This window comes from Vibrio sp. V15_P4S5T153 (genome assembly GCF_963874485.1).
In the GTDB taxonomy this organism is placed as follows: Bacteria; Pseudomonadota; Gammaproteobacteria; order Enterobacterales; family Vibrionaceae; genus Vibrio; species Vibrio anguillarum.
On the sequence record NZ_CAWNHR010000011.1, the window covers coordinates 1,621,069 to 1,647,999 of the forward strand.

The 26,931-nt window shown below is 47.1% G+C and carries 16 protein-coding genes; 11 read left to right on the top strand and 5 right to left on the bottom strand.

The features are described from left to right. Positions 1 to 284 precede the first annotated feature (284 nt). A complete protein-coding gene (arcA, locus tag AACT42_RS09350; protein WP_013856108.1) occupies positions 285 to 1,001 on the top strand; it encodes a two-component system response regulator ArcA in 717 nt (238 codons plus the stop codon). A gap of 92 nt (positions 1,002 to 1,093) precedes the next feature. Here arcA and AACT42_RS09355 read toward each other — a convergent pair whose 3' ends face one another. The 3 genes from AACT42_RS09355 to AACT42_RS09365 form a co-directional block, all read right to left on the bottom strand. Next, on the bottom strand, positions 1,094 to 1,540 hold the full coding sequence (locus tag AACT42_RS09355; protein ID WP_013856107.1) for a hypothetical protein: 447 nt from the start codon (positions 1,538 to 1,540) through the stop codon (positions 1,094 to 1,096). A gap of 4 nt (positions 1,541 to 1,544) precedes the next feature. Next, positions 1,545 to 3,884 carry an aerobic respiration two-component sensor histidine kinase ArcB gene (gene arcB, locus AACT42_RS09360; protein ID WP_094132259.1) on the bottom strand — a complete coding sequence of 780 codons (2,340 nt, stop codon included), beginning with the start codon at positions 3,882 to 3,884 and terminating at the stop codon, positions 1,545 to 1,547. 99 nt (positions 3,885 to 3,983) lie between these two features. Next, the gene (locus tag AACT42_RS09365; RefSeq protein WP_094132258.1) at positions 3,984 to 4,919 is read right to left on the bottom strand and encodes a TIGR01212 family radical SAM protein; all 936 of its coding nucleotides are present in this window, start codon (positions 4,917 to 4,919) and stop codon (positions 3,984 to 3,986) included. A gap of 538 nt (positions 4,920 to 5,457) precedes the next feature. Here AACT42_RS09365 and gltB (AACT42_RS09370) point away from each other — a divergent pair. From gltB (AACT42_RS09370) to AACT42_RS09415, 10 genes are all read left to right on the top strand, one after another. Next, positions 5,458 to 10,005: a glutamate synthase large subunit gene (gene gltB / locus AACT42_RS09370; RefSeq protein ID WP_094132257.1), complete on the top strand. Its 4,548-nt coding sequence runs from the start codon at positions 5,458 to 5,460 to the stop codon at positions 10,003 to 10,005. Then, on the top strand, positions 10,006 to 11,475 hold the full coding sequence (locus AACT42_RS09375; protein ID WP_017043075.1) for a glutamate synthase subunit beta: 1,470 nt from the start codon (positions 10,006 to 10,008) through the stop codon (positions 11,473 to 11,475). Positions 11,476 to 11,887: 412 nt separating this feature from the next. After that, on the top strand, positions 11,888 to 16,351 hold the full coding sequence (gene gltB / locus AACT42_RS09380) for a glutamate synthase large subunit (protein ID WP_094134189.1): 4,464 nt from the start codon (positions 11,888 to 11,890) through the stop codon (positions 16,349 to 16,351). A gap of 18 nt (positions 16,352 to 16,369) precedes the next feature. Then, entirely contained in the window at positions 16,370 to 17,782 is a 1,413-nt protein-coding gene (locus AACT42_RS09385) for an FAD-dependent oxidoreductase (RefSeq protein WP_026027954.1), read from the top strand. Between the two features lie 149 nt (positions 17,783 to 17,931). Further along, on the top strand, positions 17,932 to 18,360 hold the full coding sequence (locus AACT42_RS09390; RefSeq protein WP_373433375.1) for a DUF1499 domain-containing protein: 429 nt from the start codon (positions 17,932 to 17,934) through the stop codon (positions 18,358 to 18,360). A 226-nt stretch (positions 18,361 to 18,586) separates the two neighbouring features. Then, positions 18,587 to 19,282: a 5'-methylthioadenosine/S-adenosylhomocysteine nucleosidase gene (gene mtnN, locus AACT42_RS09395; RefSeq protein ID WP_013856098.1), complete on the top strand. Its 696-nt coding sequence runs from the start codon at positions 18,587 to 18,589 to the stop codon at positions 19,280 to 19,282. 17 nt (positions 19,283 to 19,299) lie between these two features. Then, positions 19,300 to 20,253 carry a cobalamin biosynthesis family protein gene (locus AACT42_RS09400; protein WP_094134188.1) on the top strand — a complete coding sequence of 318 codons (954 nt, stop codon included), beginning with the start codon at positions 19,300 to 19,302 and terminating at the stop codon, positions 20,251 to 20,253. Further along, positions 20,254 to 21,078, top strand: a complete 825-nt coding sequence (gene btuF / locus AACT42_RS09405) for a vitamin B12 ABC transporter substrate-binding protein BtuF (protein ID WP_094134187.1) — start codon at positions 20,254 to 20,256, stop codon at positions 21,076 to 21,078. Between the two features lie 74 nt (positions 21,079 to 21,152). Continuing rightward, on the top strand, positions 21,153 to 21,773 hold the full coding sequence (locus AACT42_RS09410) for a TRIC cation channel family protein (RefSeq protein ID WP_013856095.1): 621 nt from the start codon (positions 21,153 to 21,155) through the stop codon (positions 21,771 to 21,773). 102 nt (positions 21,774 to 21,875) lie between these two features. After that, positions 21,876 to 22,748 carry a LysR family transcriptional regulator gene (locus tag AACT42_RS09415; protein WP_017047463.1) on the top strand — a complete coding sequence of 291 codons (873 nt, stop codon included), beginning with the start codon at positions 21,876 to 21,878 and terminating at the stop codon, positions 22,746 to 22,748. Here AACT42_RS09415 and AACT42_RS09420 read toward each other — a convergent pair. Together AACT42_RS09420 and carB are read right to left on the bottom strand one after the other, a co-directional pair. Beyond that, positions 22,672 to 23,451, bottom strand: coding sequence for a TSUP family transporter (locus AACT42_RS09420; protein WP_017047462.1), 780 nt, complete (start codon positions 23,449 to 23,451; stop codon positions 22,672 to 22,674). The two genes, AACT42_RS09415 and AACT42_RS09420, sit on opposite strands and share 77 nt — an antisense overlap. A 243-nt stretch (positions 23,452 to 23,694) precedes the next feature. Next, positions 23,695 to 26,925, bottom strand: coding sequence for a carbamoyl-phosphate synthase large subunit (carB, locus tag AACT42_RS09425; RefSeq protein WP_010317985.1), 3,231 nt, complete (start codon positions 26,923 to 26,925; stop codon positions 23,695 to 23,697). Positions 26,926 to 26,931: the final 6 nt, after the last annotated feature.

The following is a 26,931-nucleotide window of genomic DNA, read 5'->3' on the forward strand; positions in this document are numbered from 1 at the left end:
TTGTTACATTAGAACTCTTGATGTAAATCAACAAAGTGATTGGAATTAACATTCTGCCGTTGTTAGCATGCTGTTAACATTATAGAATCCGCCTTAAAGACTAGTAGAACACCGAGGGTATGGAGACCTCAATGCAAGATATGCCTAAGGACGGCGGGCAACTGAAGTAAGTGTTTTTTTCAAAACTTTAGTTTATTATCGGCAGCAGATTACCTGTATGTTGCAATTTTTTGCCTACAATTAATTCTATTAGCACAATTTTTTCACAAGTTTAGGTACCGCCAATGCAAACCCCGCAGATTCTTATCGTTGAAGATGAGCAAGTAACTCGTAACACTCTTAAGAGTATTTTTGAAGCAGAGGGATACGCTGTTTTTGAGGCCAGTAACGGTGAAGAGATGCACCATGTGCTGTCTGATAACCCCATTAACTTGGTCATTATGGACATCAATTTACCAGGTAAAAACGGCCTTCTGTTAGCTCGTGAGCTTCGTGAACAGGCTAATGTTGCACTGATGTTTTTGACTGGTCGTGATAATGAAGTTGATAAAATCCTCGGTTTAGAGATCGGGGCTGATGACTACATCACCAAACCATTTAACCCACGTGAACTGACGATTCGTGCTCGTAATCTTCTAGGTCGTTCAATGAATACCAATACGACTCAAGAAGAGAAACGCAGTGTGGAAAAATATGAGTTCAACGGTTGGGTATTGGATATCAATAGCCGCTCTTTAGTGAATCCGGATGGTGAAGGCTACAAGCTTCCTCGCTCAGAATTCCGCGCTTTACTGCACTTCTGTGAGAACCCAGGAAAAATCCAAACTCGCGCAGATTTGCTTAAAAAGATGACTGGCCGTGAATTGAAACCACACGACAGAACAGTAGATGTGACGATTCGTCGTATCCGTAAACACTTTGAATCAGTATCAGGTACGCCAGAGATCATCGCCACAATTCATGGCGAAGGCTACCGCTTCTGTGGTGATCTAGAAGACTAAGCGTCTACCCCCAGATAGTTAGAAGCCCTTTAACCTCAGGTTAAAGGGCTTTTTTCATGGCTGACTACTGTGCGTGGAGCCGTTCTATAAATCTAATAGACTTTGTCGATGAAGACGCTCTTTTCGATAAGCCACTGCGCTGTTGTACCATCGCTCAATTGCAAAGCTACATTAACGGGCTTATCCACATTAAGCTGCATCGGCCATTCAAACACAACTTCCCATTGATCTTCACTTTGAGTCCGTAAATCTAACGATTCACTGCCCACCAGCCAATTTTTATCCCTTTGCTGGACCATCAACGCGTCAATCGTTAAATTGGCAGGTAATATTGCCGATGAATCCAATCTTAATGTCCCATGCACAAGAGGTATTTCGCTCTCATTAGCTGTAGGCATTTGATTGATCCAAAGGTTACTTTTCAACCCAATGGTGATATTTGATATCACGGCACTGCTGTCCTGCAGCCAATTCACTTGCGGTGAACTACAGCCAGATAGTAGCGCCATGACTAATGAAGCCAACCCGATTTTTTTCATACCATTACCTTTGAGTTAACCATTGTTTCAAGACTTGAATATCGTGTTGATACCCATTTTTAATTTCATCTATCCAGTCACCAATATTTTCCCACCAAGCAGGTAGCTCTGGCGACTGTGCCTTTTGTGCAACGTTTTGGATGTGTTTCAAACCAATTGAACCCGCAGCACCCTTGATTTTGTGTGCTTCTGAAACAATGCCTGCTTGATCTTTTGCTACCATATTGGAGTCTAGCACTTCAACATAACTGGGCATCATCTGCTCGAACATTTGGATACTTTCCAGCACAGGTTTCGGGCCAACAATATCGATATAAGACTCAAGCATTTCAAAATCGAGCAAATGCATGTTCAACTCACTGTGTTCTTCTGAGGCAGCCTTAACCTTAGCGTCGGCAAGTTGAATCGCCTCACTATGGGTGAATTTTGCAATCACCTCTTGAATCGCCAGTACTGACAATGGTTTACTGATCGCGTCATCCATCCCTTTCTCTAGATATTCAGCTTTATTTTTCAATACGTTGGCGGTCAATGCAACAAGTGGCGGAAGGTTATCATAAGTTTCTCGATAAAACGCAGCGACATCAAACCCGGTCATGTCTGGCAGTTGAATGTCGAGGAAAACCAGATCGTACTTTTGCGGCACAAATTTTTGTTTGGCTTCTTCACCTGTCATAGCGACGGTAACCGTGTGTCCTAAACTTTCTAGCAAAGAACGAGCAACTGTAATATTGAGCTCAATATCTTCAACCATAAAAATGGCTAAACTTTTTTGAGGAACGGGTAACGTTGGTTTGAATTGGGCATCTTGTGCCAAAGGCACACGAATTGAAACGGTGAAGGTGCTACCAAAACCTTCTTCACTGCTCACAGAAATATCACCATCCATCAAGTTGATTAACTGGCGAGATACCGCTAAGCCAATCCCCGTGCCAACAGCGTGCAAATTGTCCTTACCCGATTTAACTTGGTAATACATGGCGAAGATTTTATCGAGTTCAGCTTCCGGTATACCAATGCCTGTGTCTTCAACTTCCATGGTAATGTGCGCAAACTTATCCTCAATGTCAGCGCAGACCGTCATGACGACGCCACCTTCTTTGGTAAATTTCATCGCATTGCTTATCAGGTTCCACAATACCTGACGCAGGCGCGTAGCATCCACTTCAATCGCAACAGGTAAATCACTGAGCCGTTCGAGATCAAACCTAAGCCCTTTTTGCTCTGCCATCAACGCCGAGATGCTTTCAATTTCAGCAACAAATTCTTCAAAATTCAACGGCGCTGGCAGTAGCTCTAGTTTCCGGCGGTCAAACTTATCCATATCAATGATATCGTTGAAGATATTACCTAACGTAATGGCACTGACATTAATGGTCTGCATGTACTTACGCTGTTCTGGGGTCATGGGGCTATCGAGCAACATGCGGCTCAAACCAACGATACCGTTGAGTGGTGTGCGCAATTCGTGGCTGATGGTCGAAATAAAAGTGGTTTTATCCCGGCTCGCTTTTTCCAAAGACTCTTGATTGCGTTTACGTTCGGTAATGTCTCGCCCAAAGCCCACCAACCCTAAGTGGCGGCCATCTTTGCTATAAAAAGGGACTTTACGCAGTTCAAAATAGTTTTTGCGGCCATCAGGGTATTCAAGCCACTGCTCATAAGTGATGGCTTGATTGTCAGCAAACACTTTTTCGTCAGTTTCAACGATCTGTTGCGCGACTTCTTTGCTATAGACATCCCACGGAGTTAACCCAACCAACTGATGCTCACGCTTGCCCGTTAGCTCTTCCATCGCTCGGTTGCAGCCAGAAAAAACGCCGTTCGCATTACGGTAGTAAATCAGATCAGGAGAGGCATCGATAAAAGAGCGCAATAAGGCGGTTCTTTCTGCCAATTCAAGCTGCGTTTTTTCGCGTTGATAGACCTCATTTTCTAAATCGGCCATCGCCTCTTCACGCGCTTCCTCTGCCTTAATTCGCTCTTCAATTTCTTGGTTGAGTTTTTCGATATTTTGCTGAAGCTTATAATTGAGCTCTTGATCGCGTGAGCGCATGTCTTTGAGCTTAGAAACCAACTTCGAGAGGCGTTGACGTGACTCTTCTAACTGATCGACCACCACTGAAAGAAAATAGACCGCCCAAGGCGTGATCAATAAACCAAAAAAGACGGAACGAACGATGTCGATATCATCAACATAACCATTGAGCACCAACGTGATACCAACTTGCACCACCACTGCCAAGGCCACTAAAGCGAGCGCTAGAAGAATGGAGAAACGGAGAATGCCCAGTTTGACCAATAGGTCGACATAGTACTGGGCAAGGTTTTTCATGGGTTTCATTAAACACTTCCATGTAATAACAGTGCCACTAGTCTAACGCGTTTAACGTCGATTCGTCAGCCAAGTTAATCACAAGGATTTGCGAAATTGCTTGAATCTTTAGCTGTTTGGAAGCGTATAGACAAACGGTCGACTTAAGCGTGAGCCTTGTGCGCCACCTTGATTAAGTGCTCGACCTATTTCGGTCATCGCAAGCCAACGATTTTCACACCACAGTGGCGCAAGCAGGGTCGGCCGCCGGGCGGCTGACGAGACTCGGTGATAAATGATCTCAGGTGGCGTCATTTGAATCAATTCACTCGCAATGGAAACATACTCTTCTAACGTTGGCGCTTGTAATTTTCCTGCTCGCCACGCTTTGGCCATCGTACTGCCTTCAACAATATGCACCCCATGTAACTTGATGCCATCAGTGCCTACCGCTAAGACTTGCTTTAAGGTTTGAAGATTATCGGTACGCGTTTCTTTAGGTAGCCCCACAATGAGATGCGTGCATACTTTGATCCCCAAGGCTCGAGCGCGCTCAGTGATCAACGCATAACATTCAAAATCATGACCACGGTTGATCCGTTTGAGTGTTTGATTATTGGCGGTTTGCAAACCCAGTTCGAGCCAAATTTCAAAACCTTGTCGCACATAATCGGCCAATAAATCGAGCACAGCATCGGGTACACAATCAGGCCGAGTACCGACGCATAACCCAACAATGTCAGCCGATTGAAGCGCTTGCTGATACATATTTTTCAACACCTGCACTTCCGCATAGGTACTGGTATAAGCTTGAAAATACGCGAGATATTTTTTGGCACGTTTGATTTCACCAGCGCGTTCTGTCAATTGCTGCTCAATACTTTGGGCTTGTGTTTCTTCATCAGCAAAAGAGGCGACATTACAGAAGGTGCAACCACCTCGCCCAATCGTGCCATCTCGATTCGGACAGCTAAAACCACCATGCAGGGTCAGCTTGTGAACTTTTTCGCCATAACGGCGCTGCAGATCTTGGCCGATCGTGTTAACCAGTTGATGTAATTGCATTGAAGAAATACCGCTTATAGATAGTAATGAATCTCAGTTAGATTTATGTAACTAAATTACATCCCTGCAAAATAAATTCACAAAGAGTAGCCGTATCAAACACTCTCCTACCTAACAAAAATCAATAAACATTCATAAAAACAGCGTTATTTGCTTAATGTTGCACCAATGTTAAACAGTGCATGCATTTTTAACGAAAAAAATGGGCGACTAAAATGAGTTTTCGTTGGAATTCCTATAAACAAAATTGTAGGATACTTACACATCCGCCCTATTTTTTGTGATATTCCTTACATAAATAGTTGTGGAAAAATCGGTGATATTCGCACCCCTCCTATACAAACCACTAGCAAGTGGCATAAATAAATTGAATATCACTAAGGAATGTTTTTCTCGCCATATTTTTCCGGCGAGAGACGGAAAGGATTCGAACCCGCCAACACAGGCAGGTTTAGATTGATAACAATTAAAGGACAAGTCGCATCGCTAAGTATGCCTTAGCACACGTGCGTCTAAATTGAACTGGAAGGATGTATCTATGGTAGATAGAGAGCAGGATTCACGAGGTCTATATACTCCTGAATTGGAGCATGACGCTTGTGGTATCGGTTTTGTTGCCCACCTGAAAAACCGTAAGTCTCACCAAGTAGTGACTCAAGCTTTAGACATGCTTGCTCGTATGGAACACCGTGGTGGCCAAGGCTGTGACCCATGTTCTGGTGATGGCGCAGGTATCTTATTACAAAAACCCCATGAGTTTTTACTTGAAGAGACCGTTAAACTTGGCTTAAAACTGCCTTCGTTTGAAAAGTACGGCGTCGGCGTGGTGCTGTTTCCAAGAGATGAGCACAAACGCGCCCAGTGTCGTGATATTTTAGAACGCAACGCCAAGAGACTCGATTTAGAAGTACTGGGTTATCGCGTTTTGCCAACCGATAACTCCATGATTGGCGCAGACCCACTTAGCACTGAGCCTCAATTTGAGCACGTTTTCATCTCCGGTGGCCCAAGTACCACCCCCGCAGAATTAGAGCGTAAATTGTACGTTCTGCGTAATTACACCGTTCGCGTCTGCTTAGAAAGTGTATCTAACATTGGTGATGATTTTTACATCAACTCCATGTCTTACAAAACCTTGGTGTATAAAGGTCAGCTCACCACAGAGCAAGTACCACAGTACTTCCTTGATCTACAAAATCCGACCATGGTGACCGCGCTGGCGCTGGTGCATTCTCGTTTTTCGACCAATACATTCCCTAAATGGCGCTTAGCTCAGCCTTTCCGTTACATTGCGCACAACGGCGAAATCAACACAGTTCGCGGCAATTTAAACTGGATGAAAGCGCGCGAAGCGATCCTCGAATCAGATTTGTTTACACAAGCTGAAATCGACATGCTGCTGCCAATTTGCCAAGAAGGCAGTTCAGATTCCGCCAACTTCGATATGGCATTAGAGTTACTGGTTCTGTCTGGCCGCAGCCTGCCACACGCCCTGATGATGATGATCCCTGAAGCGTGGCAAGAAAATAAAAATATGGATCCAACCCGCCGCGCATTTTACCAATACCATGCTAACGTCATGGAACCGTGGGATGGCCCAGCATCAGTATGTTTTACTGATGGTGTACAAGTTGGCGCAACACTGGACCGTAACGGCCTGCGCCCATCACGTTATACCGTGACTAAAGATGATTTTCTGATCATGGCTTCAGAATCTGGCGTGGTTGAAATTGCACCAGAGAACGTGGAATACCGCGGCCGTTTACAGCCCGGACGTATCTTTGTCGCTGATTTAGAGCAAGGACGCATCATTTCTGATGAGGAAGTGAAAGACAGCATTGCGAATGCTCAGCCCTACGCCAAATGGGTTGAAGAGAACCTCCTCAGCTTGAAAAAACTGCCTGAAGCGAGCAACCAGTACAGCCAACCTGCTCCTGAGCGTCTAATGTCCCGCCAACAGTCGTTTGGCGTCAGCTCAGAAGAGGTGAATGAAATCATTCTTCCTTTGGCAAAAACCGGTTATGAACCGCTTTCGGCCATGGGGGCAGACTGGCCTCTGGCAGTGCTTTCGCATCAATCACAGCATCTCTCCAACTACTTTAAGCAACTGTTTGCTCAGGTCACCAACCCACCGATCGACCCGATCCGTGAAAGAATGGTGATGTCGCTCAATACTTACCTCGGTAAAGATCAGAACTTACTGACAGAGACGCCCCTGCACTGCTTAAAAGTCGAATTGGAATCTCCTGTTCTTTCCAACTCTGAGCTTGAGAAACTGCGCGCTATTGATAACGAACATCTGCAAGCGAAAACCTTAGATATCGTATTTCAAGCCAGTGAAGATCAAGGCAAATTGGAACGCGCGCTGAAACGCATTTGCCAATATGCAGAAGATGCGGTTATCGATGGTTACTCGATTATTTTATTGACCGACCGCGCGGTAAACTCAAACCATGCGGCAATCCCTGCAATGCTCGCTGTCGGTGCGGTTCATCACCACCTGATCCGTAAAGGCTTACGAGCTAAATGTGACATAGTGGTAGAAACCGGCGACGCGCGTGAAACACACCACTTTGCGACATTGATTGGCTATGGCGCAAATGCGGTTAACCCGTATTTAGTCATTGAAACCATTATCGATTTACAACGAGTTAAAAAACTCGACCCGACCATTGCAGCGAAAGATCTGTTTGACAATTACCGCAAAGGCATCAACGGCGGGCTACTGAAGATCTTCTCCAAAATGGGCATTTCCACACTGCAGTCTTACCACGGTGCGCAAATTTTTGAAGCGTTGGGCATCAGCAAATCAGTGGTAGATAAGTACTTTACTGGCACTGTATCGCGCATCCAAGGTTTGACCATTGATGACATCGCAAAAGAGGTGTTAGTTCGCCATCGCGTGGGCTACCCGAGTCGCGAAGTTCCAGTGCAAGTGTTGGATGTGGGCGGCGTTTATCAGTGGAAACAGCGTGGCGAAAAACACCTGTTTAACCCAGAGACGATTTCGTTGCTGCAACAATCAACACGCAACAAAGATTATGTGCAGTTCAAGCAATACGCGAAAGCGGTAGATGACCAAGGCGACAACGCTGCCACGCTGCGTAGCCAGCTTGATTTTGTTAAAAATCCAGCCGGTTCGATTCCCATTGAGGAAGTGGAACCGATTGAACGTATTTTAAAACGCTTCGCAACCGGTGCCATGTCGTTTGGTTCCATCTCCTACGAAGCACACTCAACGTTAGCCGTGGCGATGAACCGTATTGGCGCGAAATCCAACTCGGGTGAAGGCGGTGAAGATCCAGCACGCTTTGAACGCAAAGAAAATGGCGATTGGGAACGCTCTGCAATTAAGCAGGTCGCTTCTGGTCGTTTTGGCGTGACCTCCTACTACCTCACCAATGCCGATGAACTACAGATCAAAATGGCTCAAGGCGCGAAACCTGGTGAAGGTGGGCAACTGCCGGGTGATAAAGTTGATGATTGGATCGGCGCGACACGCCACTCGACTCCGGGAGTCGGTCTTATTTCACCACCACCGCATCACGATATCTATTCGATCGAAGATTTGGCGCAACTGATCTTTGATTTGAAAAACGCGAACCGTACCGGCCGAGTCAACGTGAAATTAGTTTCCGAAGCCGGGGTCGGTACTATCGCTTCCGGTGTGGCTAAAGCCAAAGCGGATGTGGTATTAATTGCCGGCTATGATGGCGGCACGGGTGCATCACCGATGTCTTCGATTCGTCACACAGGCTTGCCTTGGGAGCTCGGCCTTGCTGAAACGCACCAAACCTTGCTTAAAAATGGCCTGCGTAATCGCATTGTCGTGCAAAGTGACGGTCAGATGAAAACACCACGTGACCTTGCAATGGCGACATTGTTAGGCGCGGAAGAGTGGGGAATTGCCACCGCTGCGCTAGTGGTTGAAGGGTGTATCATGATGCGTAAGTGTCATAAAAACACCTGCCCAGTAGGGATTGCGACACAAAACAAAACCTTGCGTGAGCGCTTTGATGGCCGCGTAGACGATGTCGTCACCTTCTTCCAATACATGGCGCAAGGCTTACGTGAAATCATGGCTGAACTGGGTTTCCGTACTATCGATGAAATGGTTGGCCAATCGCATAAACTGAAAGTGCGTGACAACATCAACCACTGGAAATACAAAAACCTCGATTTGTCACCAGTGTTGTACATTCAAGAGCCTCGTGCAGAAGATGGTGTTTATTGCCAAACCAAACAAAATCATCATCTAGAAAACGTGCTAGATCGTCAGCTAATTCAAGTAGCCAACCCCGCGCTTGAGAAAGGCGAAGCGGTTAACGCAGTCTTCCCTATCGTCAACACTGACCGTAGCACGGGTACTATGCTGTCGAACGAAATATCGAAGGTATATAAAGACCAAGGTCTACCTCAGCCAATGAAAGTTAAATTCAACGGCTCCGCAGGACAATCATTCGGGGCATTCCTTGCTAAAGGGGTGACGTTTGAAGTGGAAGGTGATGCCAACGATTATTGGGGCAAAGGCTTATCTGGCGGTACGTTAGTGCTCTACCCTGACACGCGCTCAACCATCATTGCGCAAGATAACATCGTAGTGGGTAACGTCTGTTTCTATGGCGCAACTTCAGGTGAATCCTATATTCGCGGCCTTGCTGGAGAACGTTTCTGCGTGCGTAACTCAGGAGCTAAAGTGGTCGTAGAAGGTATCGGCGATCACGGCTGTGAATACATGACAGGTGGAGTCGCAGTGATCCTCGGTTCGACAGGACGTAACTTTGCGGCTGGTATGAGCGGCGGTGTAGCCTACGTGTGGAATCGACATGGAGACTTCGAAACTAAGCTTAACGCTGAATTGGTTGATCTCGACCCACTGCAACAAGAAGATACCGATCTGCTACGTGAGATGCTCAACAAGCATGTTCAGTTCACAGGAAGTGAAGTGGCTCAGTTATTCCTTGATAATTTTGAAGCAAACCTTACCCAAATGGTAAAAGTGATGCCGCGTGACTACAAAGCGGTTCTTCAAAAACGCAAGGCTGCAGCTGCGCAAGTACAAACGGAAGAAGTGGAGGCCGTATAAATGGGTAAGCCTACTGGATTTTTAGAACATGGCCGCGAGCTGCCAAAAAAGCTCGATCCAACGGTTCGCATTCAAAACAACCAAGAGTTTGTCCTCAACGAAGAGTTTGGTAGCAAAATTAATACTCAAGCGTCTCGTTGCATGGACTGCGGAGTACCGTTTTGCCATAACGGTTGCCCTATCGGTAACATTATTCCTGAATTTAACGATGCCGTTTATCGTGATAGCTGGGAAGAAGCTTGGAAGATCTTAAGCTCAACCAATAACTTCCCCGAGTTTACTGGTCGCGTGTGCCCTGCACCTTGCGAAAGTTCGTGCGTACTCGGGATCAACCAAGATCCCATTACTATCTGTAATATCGAAAAAACCATCGTGGAAACGGCTTATCGCGAAGGCTATGCCAAAGCGAAAAAGCCGCGTTCTCGTACTGGAAAAACCATCGCTATCATTGGCTCTGGCCCGGCGGGTTTGGCCGCAGCTGAGCAGTTGAACAGCGCGGGTCACTCAGTTACTGTGTTTGAACGTGATGAAAAAGTCGGCGGCCTGCTGCGTTTTGGCATTCCAGATTTCAAACTGGCTATGGACGTTATTGATCGCAAAATCAATTTGATGGCAGAAGCGGGCGTCAAGTTTGAAGTAAACGCACATATCGGTGTTGATATCAACGCACAGCAACTGCGCCAAGAGTTTGATGTCATCTTGCTTACTGGTGGTTCTACCGTGCCTCGTAACCTGCCGATTCCGGGGCGAGAGTTAAAAGGGGTTCATTTTGCGATGGAGTTTCTGGCACAAAATAACCGCCGCGCGAATAACATGGATCTTAAAACTGATGAGATCCACGCTAAGGGCAAACATGTGGTGGTAATTGGTGGTGGGGATACTGGTTCTGACTGTGTCGGAACCTCAAACCGACACGGCGCCGCAAGCATCACGCAAGTTGAAATCATGCCGATCCCGGCCAATAAACGCCCAGCCAATATGCCTTGGCCGCAATATCCAATGATTTTGCGCACCTCAACTTCCCACGAAGAGGGCTGCGAACGTCATTGGAATATTCTGACCAAAGAGTTCCTCGGCAACGAGCAAGGTCAAGTCACGGGGCTACGTGTTGCTGATATCGTTTGGCAAGATGCAAAACCGGGTGAGCGCCCGAACTTTGATGAAGTCGCGGGCAGTGAACGTATTATTGCGTGTGATATGGCTTTCCTTGCTATGGGCTTTTTACATCCAGAACCACATGGTGTACTTGCTCAGCTTGATATCAAGTTAGATGAGCGTGGTAATGTGGCAACACAAGGTTTTGCGACCAACCAAAAAGGTGTTTTCGCTGCCGGTGATATGCGCACAGGACAATCGTTAGTCGTACGTTGTATCAATGAAGGGCGCGAGTGCGCACGCGAGATCGACGCTTACTTGATGGGCAACACCAACTTAGAAGCGAAAGCCGACTCATTGATGCTTTCAGCCTAGTGCCTCGCGCTCTTTTCGCTAGTTCAAGGTGATCCAGAGCGCTAAGCAGCGATGATTCCTTCCAACGTTCTACTTTTTGGCCAGCATTTAATGCTGGCCTTTTTTATGGCTAATTCTTATTCCATGAGATTACCCACGTTAACAAACTGTAACAACAAAAATTCTATCTCATTGAATATATTATATTAATCTAGATGATTAGGTGGTAAATCCCATTGCAACATGATTTTTCACCAACAACTTGACCTTTTGCACCATAAGCTATAGGTTGTGAAGTCAGTGAAAATTAAAATAATCATTTTTGTTAAAATTTAAATTGAGAATGAACGCATAATTACCCACTTAAAACAACAAAAATAGAATAGTTAGTCATTTACTGTCTGGATGACAGAGAAGCAAAGGGAGAATTGCAATGGCTCTATATGATCCAAGTTTAGAGAAAGACAACTGTGGATTTGGTTTGATCGCCCACATGGAAGGCCAAACCAGCCATAAATTAGTCAGAACCGCGATTTCAGCATTAGATCGCATGACCCACCGTGGCGGCATCGCAGCCGATGGTAAAACCGGTGATGGCTGTGGTCTATTACTACAAAAACCAGATAGTTACCTACGACTCATCGCTGAAGAAAAAGGTTGGAAGCTCGCCAAACAGTATGCGATTGGTATGATTTTCTTCAGCCAAGATCCGGTCAAAGCGCAATCAGCGCGCGATATTATCAACAAAGAACTGGCGCAAGAAACACTCACAGTGACAGGTTGGCGAACCGTACCAACGAACCAAGCTGTACTTGGCCCTATTGCTGCCGAATCCGTGCCTGATATTCAACAAGTCTTTGTTAGTGCTCCCGCTGGTTGGCGTGAACGAGACATTGAACGACGCCTTTACATTGCTCGCCGTCGCATTGAAAAACAGATCACCGAAGATCGTGATTTCTATATTTGCTCACTATCGACTCAAGTCATTGTTTACAAAGGCTTGTGCATGCCTGCAGACCTACCGCGCTTTTATCTTGACCTAGCTGATCTACGGATGGAATCAGCCATTTGCTTGTTCCACCAGCGCTTTTCAACCAATACTCAGCCACGTTGGCCACTGGCACAGCCGTTCCGCTACTTAGCGCACAATGGTGAAATCAATACTATCGAAGGGAACCGTCAATGGGCGCGAGCACGGGCTTACAAATTTGCCTCTCCCCTACTACCGGATCTGCAAACCGCCGCGCCATTTGTCAATGAAACAGGTTCCGATTCATCAAGCTTAGACAACATGCTCGATCTGTTTTTAGCGGGGGGAATGGATATTTTCCGTGCCATGCGTATGTTAGTGCCGCCGGCGTGGCAAAATCACCCTGATATGGACCCAGACCTTCGTGCCTTTTACGACTTTAACTCAAAACACATGGAGCCATGGGATGGCCCAGCTGGCATTGTGTTATCGGATGGCCGTTATGCTGCTTGTAACCTTGATCGCAATGGCCTTCGCCCTGCGCGTTATGTGATCACCAAAGATAAACTCATCACCCTCGCCTCTGAAGTCGGAATTTGGGATTACGCGCCCGATGAAGTGGCTGAAAAAGGCCGCGTTGGGCCCGGTGAACTGCTGGTGATCGACACCCGTCATGGGAAATTGTGGCAATCTAGTGAAATTGATAACGATCTCAAAAGCCGCCACCCTTATGGCGAGTGGATGAAAAATAACGTCCACCGATTAACGCCATTTTCTGAACTCAGTGACGATTTGGTGGGCGAGCGCAGCTTTGACAATGACGAGCTGAAAACCTATCAAAAACAGTTTGCAATGAGCAACGAAGAGATTGATCAAGTACTGCGCGTACTGGGAGATGTAGGCCAAGAAGCGGTGGGATCAATGGGTGATGATACGCCGATGGCGGTGCTCTCTTCGAAAGAGCGTTTGGTTACCGATTATTTCCGCCAAAAATTTGCCCAAGTTACGAACCCGCCTATCGATCCACTACGTGAAAAGCACGTGATGTCACTGGCCACCAGCATCGGCCAAGAGATGAACGTGTTCTGTGAAACCGATGGTCACGCTTATCGTGTTACCTTTGATTCACCTATCTTGCTCTATTCCGACATGCAACAGCTATTGGAGCTCAGCGACAAACACTATCGCAATACCATTTTAGACATCAATTACGATCCACAGCATAAGGATCTCAAGCAAGCTTTGCTCGAACTTTGCCAACAAGCAGAGGAGGCCGTACGCCAAGGATCGGTATTGATCGTATTGTCTGACCGCGCTTTGCATAAGGATAAACTGCCGATCCCAGCGGCAATGGCCGTGGGCGCAGTACACACTCGCTTAGTCGAAGCCAATTTACGCTGCGATGCAAACATCATTATCGAAACCGCCACCGCACGTGACCCTCATCAATTTGCAGTCTTAATCGGCTTTGGCGCAACAGCCGTCTACCCTTACTTGGCCTACGAAACGCTCGGCAAAATGATTGATGATGGCACGTTGGAAAAAAGCTATCGCGAGGTGATGCAAAATTACCGTTACGGTATCGACAAAGGTTTATTGAAAATCATGTCGAAAATGGGCATTTCAACCGTTGCCTCTTATCGCTGCTCGCAGCTGTTTGAAGCGGTTGGCCTACATAGCGACGTAGTTCAGTTGTGTTTTAAAGGTGTCACCACGCGTATTCAAGGTGCTAACTTCGAAGACTTCCAACAAGATCTATTTAATTTAGCGCGCAAAGCGTGGACCAAACGTAAAACGCTCGAACAAGGTGGCTTATTAAAATACGTGCATGGTGGTGAATACCATGCCTATAACCCAGATGTGGTTGGTACCTTACAAGCCGCAGTTAAATCAGGTGAAAGCGCCGATTACCAAAGCTTTGCCCAGCAGGTCAACGCACGCCCCGTCGCGATGCTACGCGATTTACTGCGCTTAAAAAAATCAGCGACACCGCTACCACTGGAAAAAATTGAACCCAGTACGGAGCTATTTAAACGTTTTGATTCTGCGGCGATGTCGATTGGCGCCTTAAGCCCAGAAGCTCATGAAGCGTTAGCGACCGCAATGAACCGCTTAGGTGGCTACTCCAACTCTGGTGAAGGTGGAGAAGATCCACGCCGTTTTGGCACTGAACGTAACTCCCGTATTAAGCAGGTCGCATCAGGGCGTTTTGGCGTGACTCCGCATTACCTCACCAATGCTGACGTACTGCAAATTAAAGTGGCGCAAGGAGCGAAGCCGGGTGAAGGTGGCCAACTTCCCGGCCATAAAGTGACCGCAGAAATTGCCAAGTTGCGCTATTCAGTACAAGGCGTAACCTTAATTTCGCCACCGCCGCACCACGATATTTATTCGATTGAAGATTTAGCCCAGCTGATTTTCGATCTCAAACAAGTTAACCCAAAAGCTTTGGTTTCGGTCAAATTAGTTTCAGAGCCGGGCGTTGGCACCATTGCCACTGGCGTTGCCAAAGCCTACGCCGATCTTATCACTATTTCTGGTTATGACGGCGGTACAGCGGCTAGCCCACTCACCTCGGTAAAATACGCTGGTAGCCCTTGGGAACTCGGCCTTGCTGAAACCCAACAAGCGTTAGTCGCAAACGGCCTGCGCCACAAAATTCGACTTCAAGTTGACGGTGGTCTAAAAACAGGACTGGACGTGATTAAAGGCGCGATTTTAGGTGCCGAAAGCTTCGGTTTTGGCACAGCTCCTATGGTCGCGATGGGCTGTAAATTTTTACGGATTTGCCACCTTAATAACTGTGCGACAGGCGTAGCAACGCAAGATGAAACGCTGCGTAAAGAGTATTTCAAAGGCTTACCTGAGATGGTGATGAACTATTTCATCGGTCTTGCCGACGAGGTCCGTGGTTACTTGGCGCAGTTGGGCGTTGAAAAGCTCACCGATCTGATTGGCCGCACCGATTTACTAGAAGTACTTGAAGGGATGACCGCTAAGCAAAGCAAATTGGACTTATCCGGTTTATTGGAAGCGCCAGTATCCGCTCAGGGTCATCCGCTTTACTGGACTCAACCCAATACACCGTTTGATAAAGGACAACTTAACCAACAATTTGTCGATGACGCTTTAGCGGCAGTTGAAGCACAACAATCGATCAGCTTGTATTACAACGTACAAAATACTGACCGCTCGCTCGGTGCTCGCCTATCTGGTGAAATCGCCAAACGTTATGGTAACCAAGGCGTGGCCGCCTCGCCGATTAAAATTTATCTCGATGGCACAGCAGGTCAGTCATTTGGTGTATGGAACGCAGGTGGTGTTGAGCTTTACCTTACTGGCGATGCCAATGACTATGTTGGTAAAGGGATGGCAGGCGGAAAGCTGGTCATCAAACCCCACCTTGGTACCGCTTTTAACTGCAACGACGCTACGATCATCGGCAACACCTGTTTATATGGCGCAACGGGCGGCAAGCTGTTTGCGGCAGGCAAAGCGGGAGAGCGTTTTGGTGTGCGTAACTCTGGCACTATCACAGTTATCGAAGGCGCTGGTGATAACGCTTGCGAATACATGACCGGCGGAATCGTCGCCATTTTGGGTGCAACAGGCGTTAACTTTGGCGCGGGTATGACGGGCGGCTTTGCTTACGTGATGGATGAAAACGGTGATTTCCAAGGTCGAGTCAACAGTGAATCAGTAGAGGCTATTTCATTGCAAGATCTCTACATTCACCAAGAACATTTACGTGGTTTAATTGCCGAGCATTTGGAAGAGACGGGGTCGGTGCATGCTGAACAGATCTTAGCGAACTTTGATGAATGGATTCCAAAGTTCTATCTCATCAAACCCCAGGCGGCGGATCTGCAAACCCTACTCGGCCATCAAAGCCGCAGTGCCGCCGAACTTCGCGTTCAAGCGCAATAATTGGAAGGAGCCAGATTAATGAGCCAGAACGTATACCAATTTATTGATGTGAATCGAGTTGATCCGGCAAAAAAGCCGCTCACTATTCGCAAAATCGAGTTCGTCGAAATTTACGAACCCTTTACTAAACAGCAAGCGACCGCTCAAGCGGATCGCTGCTTAGATTGCGGCAACCCTTACTGCGAATGGAAATGCCCAGTGCACAACTACATTCCGCAATGGCTAAAACTGGCCAACGAAGGGCGCATTATTGAAGCCGCTGAACTATCGCACCAAACCAACAGCTTGCCCGAAGTCTGTGGGCGAGTCTGCCCACAAGATCGCCTCTGTGAAGGCTCTTGTACCCTAAACAATGACTTTGGTGCGGTCACCATAGGTAACATCGAAAAATACATTAACGACAAAGCGTTTGAGATGGGCTGGAAACCAGACATGTCGCACGTGGAGTGGACGGATAAGAAAGTGGCGATCATTGGTGCAGGCCCAGCAGGCCTAGCCGCAGCCGATATTTTAGTGCGCAACGGAGTAAAGCCCGTGGTGTTTGATCGCTATCCTGAAATTGGTGGTTTGCTAACCTTTGGTATTCCCTCTTTCAAACTTGAAAAAGGCGTAATGGAAAACCGCCGCCGCATTTTCAGTGAGATGGGCGTCGAATTTCAGCTCAACATCGAAGTAGGTAAAGACATCACACTGCAGACGCTGCTTAATGAATATGATGCCGTTTTTCTCGGTGTCGGGACTTACCAAAACATGCGCGCAGGGCTAGAAAATGAAGAAGCAAACGGTGTTTACGATGCTCTACCCTTCTTAGTGTCAAATACTTATAAAGTGATGGGTTTGGAATCACCCCAACCATTTATTGATATGGCGGGCAAAAAAGTCGTGGTACTTGGAGGCGGAGACACTGCGATGGATTGCGTGCGTACTTCCATTCGCCAACATGCCGCCAAAGTGATTTGTGCCTACCGACGCGATGAAGAGAACATGCCGGGTTCGCGCCGAGAAGTGAAAAATGCCAAAGAAGAAGGCGTAGAATTTATGTTCAACCTGCAACCGCTCGCCATTGAGGTCAATGAACAAGGCCAAGTGAGTGGCGTTAAAGTGGTGCAAACCGCCTTAGGGGAGCCTGACGCCGCTGGGCGTCGCAAGCCCGAGCCCGTTGCGGGTAGCGAACATGTGTTGGCAGCCGATGCCGTCATTATGGCGTTTGGTTTTCAGCCACATGCCATGCCATGGCTTGAGCCATTCGGCGTTGAACTTGATCAATGGGGACGCATTAAGGCCGCGTCGCAGCAATCGTTCCAGTACCAAACCAGTAATGAAAAAATTTTTGCTGGTGGGGATGCCGTGCGCGGCTCCGATCTGGTCGTCACGGCCATTGACGAAGGGCGCAAAGCCGCAGAAGGAATACTTGACTACTTAGGCCTTTAAGCCTTAACTGCTTAATATCCTTGAAGGATTCATGGTAACGTGAATCCTTTTTTCTTAGGCCATTTTTCTTAAACCATTTTCCTTAAGCCATCGGCTGCAGCTCGCTTGCATTTTGGTGATTGGCAATGAGGATTGATTTGATAAGGACCATCATGCGCGTAGTACTAAGTTTACTGATGTTTGCCACGTTAACCGCTTGCAGCCAAGGAGTAACGACCATGACCGATCGCACTGCGACCCCTTGCGGAAATAAACCGAATTGCGTTTCAACTCAAGATGAGCGTAACGCGTTCTCGCTATCTCCCTTTATCCTCAAAACAGGCGTCTCTTTAGATAAAATTGAAGCGGTTGCGCTTTCTATTCCTCGCTCTAAAACGGCGGTGAAAGAGGACAATTATCTCCGCATTGAATGCACCAGTCGTATTTGGCGATTTGTGGATGATCTTGAACTTAAGATAGAGAACGGCCGTTTAATCGTACGATCTGAATCGCGCATTGGTTATTCAGATATGGGCGTCAATCGTAAGCGAGCAGAAACACTGCGAGAAAACCTCACCAAAGCAGGCTTGATTGAATAGTTGCTCAATATCGCACTGGCGGAAAGTTTCGTGCTAAACTTCGGCTAATTTAGCTATACCCAAACAACTTGGAGTTGCAGGTAGGCGGCAAGTGAGTGAGTCCCCATGAGCATAGGCAAACTATGTGATTGGGGTGAACGAACGTAGCCAACACCGCTGCGGCTTCAAGTAGGAAGGGTATATTCACCAGATATTTATTTACTACTAACCGAATAAGAGAAACCTCATGAAAATCGGCATTATTGGCGCGATGGAGCAAGAAGTCGCGATATTAAAAGACGCAATCGACAATGTTCAAGAAGTCAGCAAAGCGGGCTGCACCTATTTTTCAGGTCAAATCCATGGGGTGGATGTGGTGCTGCTACAATCTGGCATTGGTAAAGTCGCCGCAGCCATTGGCACCACTCTTTTACTTAATGAATACCAACCAGATGTAGTGATTAACACCGGTTCTGCAGGTGGTTTTGATTCAAGCTTAACCATGGGTGATGTAGTCATTTCAAGCGAAGTTCGTCACCATGATGCCGATGTAACAGCATTTGGCTATGAAATGGGGCAAATGGCAGGTCAACCAGCCGCTTTCAAAGCGGATGATGCATTGATCCGCGTTGCAGAACAAGCACTCACACACATCAAAGATAAGCACGCGGTACGCGGCCTGATTTGTACCGGGGATGCTTTCGTTTGTACCGCTGAGCGTCAAAGCTTTATTCGCCAACACTTCCCAACCGTGATTGCGGTTGAGATGGAAGCTTCAGCAATTGCACAAACTTGCCACCAATTCAAAGTGCCTTTTGTGGTCGTTCGCGCCATTTCAGATGTAGCCGATAAAGCGTCTCCGATGTCCTTTGATGAATTTTTACCGCTTGCCGCACAAAGCTCATCAGAAATGGTGATTAAGATGGTCGAACTGCTTAAGTAAGCAGTGACAGACTCAACATGGACGAGTTAATCACCTACTTGTATGGCAACGGTACGCTCCTCGTTATGTGGGGAGCGGTTGCCTTTCATCTTATTTTACCCATCCCGCGTAACGCTCATCCCGTCACTTTGTGGCGAAAATTTGCGGAAATATTAGCGGATAAAGTCAATACCAGTAGCAGTTATTCACAAAGCCTACTTTCCGGCACACTGGCTTGGCTATTGATGTGCCTACCCGCATGGGTCACCTTAGTCGCGTTAAAACCTTTGGTATGGCAACCTCAACTATTTGATTTAGCGCTACTATTACTCGCATTTGATTGGCGTAGCCAAGAATTATTAGCCAATCAGCTTATCGGTGCACTCAGCAAAGAAGACAAAAAATACGCTCGCAGCGTACTTGCCCCTTTTGTGAATCGTGAAACCGATAGCTTGTCAGCGCTGGGGTTAGGTAAGGCGGGCGCTGAAACCGTCATTATTGGCTATGGGCGCAACGTGATCGCGGTGCTGTTTTGGTACGCCTGTCTTGGCGGTATTGGCGCGTTGATGTACCGTCTCATCGCTGAACTCGCCAGAGCTTGGGCGCCTTCGCGAGCGGCGTTTCATCCTTTTGGTATTCCATCGGTACGCTTGCTGGCTGTGCTTGACTTTGTGCCACTGCGCCTATTTAGCCTATTGATTATCATTGGTCGCAACGCATCAAACACCTTCTCAGCCATGTTACAACAAAGCCGCTTATGGCCACTCCCGGGGCCTGCATGGTTGTTAACCGCCGTCGGCAATAAACTATCACTGGCCTTAGGTGGCCCAGCTATCTACGGTGATAAAAAAGCCCTACGCGTAAAAATAGGCGGACGTATCGCCCCATCAGCCTTCCACCTTGCGCAAATCCAAAAACTGTTAGCTTGGCGTATTTTCGCGTGGATAGCATTAGAGAGCGCGATACTGCTGCTCGTCCATCAAGGATTTTAGATGCGTTTACTGTTTCTCAATATTGTCGTCACGCTGTGCGTAGCTTTTCCAGTTCAAGCGCAAGTTAAACGCATCATTAGCTTAGCCCCTCATGCCACGGAATTGGCCTTTGCTGCTGGCCTTGGTGATAAATTGGTGGCCGTCAGCGAGTACAGTGACTACCCAGCACAAGCACTCAAACTCGAAAAAGTGGCCAATTACCAAGGGTTGAATATAGAACGCATTCTTACCCTAAAACCGGATTTAGTGATTGCTTGGCCTGCGGGCAATCCGGCGAAGGAGCTTGATAAATTAGAACAGTTAGGGCTGACAATTTATACGACAAAAACTCAAAAACTCGATGACATTGCCAATAATATTGAAGCACTTAGCCAATTTGCCGATGATCCGAGTATCGGCCAGCAAGCGGCGCGTAATTTTCGTCAATCACTCATCACTCTGAAACAGAGTTATGGCAGCCAAAGTAAAGTTCGTTATTTCTATCAACTCAGTGAAAAACCGATCATCACACTGGCCAAAAGCAGTTGGCCCAGTGAGGTCTTTGAATTTTGTGGCGGCGAAAATATTTTTGCCAACAGCGCATCCCCCTACCCTCAAGTTGGGATTGAGCAAGTGCTGCTGGCTAAACCTGATGTAATTTTCACCTCTGAACATGCGATAAAAAATGGCACGATGTGGCAAAAGTGGCAACAGCAACTACCCGCTGTACAAAACGGGTTTGTGTGGGCACTGACCTCAGATTGGTTAAATCGACCAACGCCCAGAACACTGCAAGCGATAGAAGAAGTGTGTGAGTACTTTTCCGTCGTTCGCCAAAAACGCTAACGCTTGCGTAATAAAATCTCGTACAATTCCTGCCCGAATTTTGTTCCATTAACGACTAAAGAGAACCCAGTAACATGGACTCCATGCTGCTCTATCTTATTGACTTATTTGGTACGGCTATCTTTGCCATTTCTGGCGTATTATTAGCTGGTCGATTAAAAATGGACCCGTTTGGCGTGGTCGTACTTGCGAGCGTTACTGCAATTGGCGGTGGAACAATTCGTGATATGGCATTGGGTGCGACGCCAGTTTTCTGGATAAAAGACACCACTTATCTTTGGGTCATTTTCATCACTTGTTTACTCACCATGCTGCTGGTTCGCAGGCCTAAACGCGTTGCTTGGTGGATCTTACCCGTTTGTGATGCAATCGGTTTAGCCGTGTTTGTTGGCATTGGTGTTGAAAAGGCGATGAACTATCAAGACTCGGCCATGGTTGCGGTAATCATGGGCGTTATTACTGGCTGTGGCGGCGGTATTATTCGTGATGTACTGGCCCGTGAGATTCCAATGGTGCTACGCAGCGAAGTCTATGCTACAGCTTGTATCATCGGCGGTCTGTTTCATACCACAGCACTGGCGATGGGCTACGATAGCTCAAGCGCCTTTCTGGCCGGAGTCGCCTCAACCTTAATAATTCGACTTGGAGCGATCCGCTGGCACTTATCACTGCCCACTTTTGCACTGAATAAATAAAGCCGATCTCATCAAAACCACAAACAGTAACATGTACAGACGCTATGGGTTATGGTCGCTTTGCGATAAGATGAGCTAATCTATTCCTCATCGTCATTAATTATGTTGCTAGAAGGTATCGAAACTTTGCTGGTGCTGAGCAAAGAAAAAACCATGGGGCGTACGGGCAGCCTACTCTACATTAGCCAGTCCGCCGTTAGTAAGCGGATTGCTAATTTAGAAAAAAGGGTCGGTAAAAAGCTGATTGAGCCTGATGGCAGACAGATTAAATTAACCACAGATGCACAGGCCTTGGTTGAAACTATTGGCCCAAGCTTTAGTGAGTTATGCGGTTTAATTTTCGATCAGCAATCTTTTACGGATGCCACACTGATCAGGATAGACTGCTCAGAAACGTTAGTCGCTGGCTATATTAATACCACCATGGGGCAGTACCTCAAGCACGATAAGTTCATCACCATCACCACGAACCATACGCCGAGGATTGTTCAGCACGTTCAATCAGGCAAAGCGACATTAGGATTTTGCGCAGGCTACTTACCCGCTAATCATGGGCTAATGACGTTTCATCTGGTAGATGAACCCTTTTACATTGTCAGCCAAACCCCCTTATCTTCGTTACCTAAACAGCTCGTTACCAATGATTTGTCCAACCCAGCGAACGCCTATCAAGTCGATATATTGGCGAAACTCGCCATCACGCCGCAGATGGAAATGGACTCGTATACGGCCGCAGCACAATTGGCATTAGGAGGCATGACGCCTGCTTTAGTACCACTGTCAGTGATTAAAGCACTGAACATTGAACCTCGCTACTACTTTGATTTTGATGAACTGCAACCTTTGGTTCGGCCTGTTCATCTCTGTCTGCGCAGCAATAGTTATCGCTCGCCAAGGGTCAAAAGATTGATAACAACCATTGCTGATGCTGTTGCCAAAGAAGTTTTATTGCCATCAACATCGACATCACAATAACTAATGGGCGGATCCATTTCTGCCCTTTAGTCACCACTATCTTTGCGCCCATTCTCGCCCCTAAAAAACCACCAACGGCCATCACCAGCCCTATCTTCCAAATCGGCAAGCCAGCAATAACAAAAAAAAGCAGCGCAGCAATGTTTGAAGTGAAGTTGAGAACCTTGGTTCTTGCAGTCGCTTCAATCAACGAAAAATGACCTAACACGACAAAACAGACCGTAAAAATAGACCCGGTGCCCGGACCGAAAAAACCATCATAAAAGCCGATACCAAAACCGACCGTAAAAGCAAAAGCCGTTTCAGACAATGGAGCAGGCCCATTGTGGGTTTTCGTCGCGGGTGCAAGTAGAAAATAGAGCGAAATACCGATCAGCAACAGCGGGATTAAGCTGGTCAACAAACTGGCATCCATATGCTGCACAAGTTCAGCCCCACACGCAGCGCCGATAAAAGTACAAGCTATCGCCAACTTCATCTCTTTTAGGTTCACAATGCCATTGCGTACAAAATACCAAGTGGCGGAGAAACTGCCAAATGAGCTTTGCAGCTTATTGGTAGCCAGCGCTTGAGTCGGTGGCACGCCTACTGCCAGCAAAGCCGGCAAAGTAAGCAAACCGCCACCGCCAGCCATCGCATCAATGAACCCTGCAATCCCTGCAACCAAAAACAACAGGCCTAATACTTCCAGTGAAAGTTCCATTTCTTATCAACGCATTGAACAATAAAAACCAACAATAGCACCACTTAAAAGGTGAAAACAGCGAAAGCCAAGACAACAACCCATTCCCATTTTTCATCAATTAAAAAGCTATCCTCTAAGCCAAATCTCTTCTTCATTGGTAAAACGATTCAATTCGGCCGAATAAAAAAAGCCCGCTTAATTCAGCGGGCAATGAGGTTGTCATGTAGGTCTTAGACCTACTGATTTATTATTTTTTAACGCTTATGCTAAGTGTGCTTTCACTTGCGCGTGTAACTCTTGCACTGACGTAACTGATGACTTCGCATCGGCCGTATGAGACATACAGGTTGCAAAGGCAGCATTCAGTGTTGTGGTGTAGTTGACTTTTTGTGCTAATGCTCCACGACGAAGAACTTTAGAATCTTCAATCGCTTGACGCCCCTCGGCTGTATTAATGATGTAGGTGTATTCATTATTCTTAATACGGTCAAGAATATGAGGGCGACCTTCATGCACTTTATTCACCAAACGTGGGTTAATACCGGCTTCACCTAAAATTACAGCTGTACCGTGGGTAGCATCAAGCTGATAACCTAATTTCACCAGTTTCGACGCTAAATCAACCACACGCTGTTTATCACCTTCACGTACAGAGAGCAGAGCTCGGCCGCCTTCAGGATAAACATTACCGCAACCTAATTCCGCTTTTGCATAAGCTTCAGCAAACGTTGCACCCACACCCATCACTTCACCCGTTGAACGCATTTCAGGGCCAAGCAGTGGGTCAACACCAGGGAATTTATTAAATGGCAGAACCACTTCTTTCACTGAGTAGTAAGGCGGGATGATCTCTTTAGTAAAGCCTTGTGACTCTAGAGACTGCCCTGCCATCACGCGCGCGGCAATTTTAGCAAGCGGTGCGCCCGTTGCTTTTGACACAAACGGTACGGTACGAGCGGCACGAGGGTTCACTTCAATCAGGTAAACTTGATTATCTTTAACCGCAAACTGCGTGTTCATCAAGCCACGAACGCCCAATTCAAACGCCAGCTTCTCAACTTGTTCACGCATCACATCTTGGATTTCTTGGCTTAACGTGTAAGCCGGTAGTGAGCAAGCTGAGTCACCAGAGTGAACACCCGCTTGTTCAATGTGCTCCATGATGCCGCCAATGACGACACGCTCACCATCACAAATCGCATCGATATCGACTTCAATTGCATCATCAAGGAAACGATCAAGCAGTACTGGTGATTCGTTAGACACACTGACCGCTTCGTTAAAGTAACGACGCAGATCTTGTTCGTCATAGACGATTTCCATCGCACGGCCACCAAGAACATAAGACGGACGTACCACCAGCGGGAAGCCGATGTCTTTCGATTTTTCAATCGCCTGTTCCATCGTGGTCACTGTTGCGTTTTCTGGCTGCAGCAGACCTAAACGCTCAACCGCTTGCTGGAAACGCTCACGATCTTCGGCGCGGTCAATCGCATCTGGGCTAGTACCAATGATAGGCACTCCAGCGGCTTCAAGGGCACGAGCCAATTTCAGCGGTGTTTGACCACCGTATTGCACGATGACGCCTTTAGGTTTTTCAACACGAACAATCGCCAATACATCTTCGAGTGTCACTGGTTCAAAATAGAGGCGATCGGAGGTGTCATAATCTGTTGAAACCGTTTCTGGGTTACAGTTAACCATGATGGTTTCATAACCATCTTCGCGTAGCGCGAGTGAGGCGTGAACACAACAGTAATCAAATTCGATACCTTGACCAATACGGTTTGGACCACCGCCGAGCACCATGATTTTGTCTCTATCGGTCGGTTGTGCTTCACATTCGTCATCATAAGAGGAGTACATGTAAGCCGTATCAGACGAAAACTCCGCCGCGCAAGTATCGACACGCTTGTAAACCGGATGAATATTATATTGGTCCCGCATACGACGAATTTCACTTTCAGCCACGCCAAGCAGTGAAGAGAGACGCGCATCCGCAAAACCTTTGCGCTTCATCTTGCGTAGAACATCTGCATTTAAGCCAGCAAAACCGCCCGCTTTGACTTCTTGTTCCATTTTGACCAGTTCTTCGATTTGTACCAAGAACCAGCGATCAACGTTAGTCAGGTTAAAGACTCCATCCACAGACAAACCAGCGCGGAAAGCATCTGCGATATACCAAATACGCTCAGCACCCGCTTCTTTCAGCTCATGGCGAATTTTAGTCAGTGCATCTGGTGCGTCTAAATCAACCATTTCGTCTAGGCCGTTTACGCCAATTTCCAGCCCACGCAGTGCTTTTTGCAGCGATTCTTGTTGGTTACGACCAATCGCCATCACTTCGCCCACCGACTTCATTTGCGTGGTTAAGCGATCGTTAGCACCGGCAAATTTTTCGAAGTTAAAGCGAGGGATTTTCGTCACAACATAATCAATAGTTGGCTCAAACGACGCTGGGGTTGCACCACCAGTAATGTCGTTCATTAACTCATCCAGTGTGAAACCTACCGCCAATTTGGCCGCAACTTTGGCAATAGGGAAACCCGTCGCTTTAGATGCAAGAGCCGAAGAGCGAGAAACACGTGGGTTCATCTCGATGATCACCATGCGGCCATCTTTCGGGTTGATACCAAACTGTACGTTCGACCCCCCCGTTTCTACACCGATTTCACGCAGTACGGCTAGCGATGCGTTACGCATGATCTGATATTCTTTGTCAGTTAGCGTTTGCGCAGGAGCTACCGTGATCGAGTCACCCGTGTGAATGCCCATTGGGTCAAAGTTTTCAATCGCACAGACTATGATGCAGTTGTCCGCTTTATCGCGAACCACTTCCATTTCGTACTCTTTCCAACCGATGAGTGATTCATCAATCAACAGCTCGTTGGTTGGCGAAAGATCAAGGCCACGGCGGCAGATCTCTTCAAACTCTTCTTTGTTGTAAGCGATACCGCCGCCGGTTCCACCCATGGTAAATGAAGGGCGAATAATGCAAGGGAAACCCACCATTTCTTGAACGCGGTAAGCTTCTTCCATCGTTTTTGCCGTATCAGCGCGAGGACAAGCTAAGCCGATTGACTTCATCGCTTTATCAAAGCGAGAACGATCTTCCGCTTTATCAATCGCATCAGCCGTTGCGCCAATCATCTCAACGCCAAACTCAGCCAGAACACCATGCTTTTCCAGTTCAAGTGCACAGTTCAATGCGGTTTGGCCACCCATGGTCGGTAATACCGCATCTGGGCGCTCTTTTTCGATGATTTTACGCACAACTTCCCAATGGATAGGCTCAATATAAGTCGCATCGGCCATCTCTGGGTCAGTCATGATAGTGGCTGGGTTCGAGTTAACCAAAATCACTCGGTAACCCTCTTCACGCAGGGCTTTGCACGCTTGGGCGCCAGAGTAGTCAAACTCACAAGCCTGACCGATTACAATCGGGCCAGCACCTAGAATTAGAATACTTTTAATGTCAGTACGTTTTGGCATTGTCTA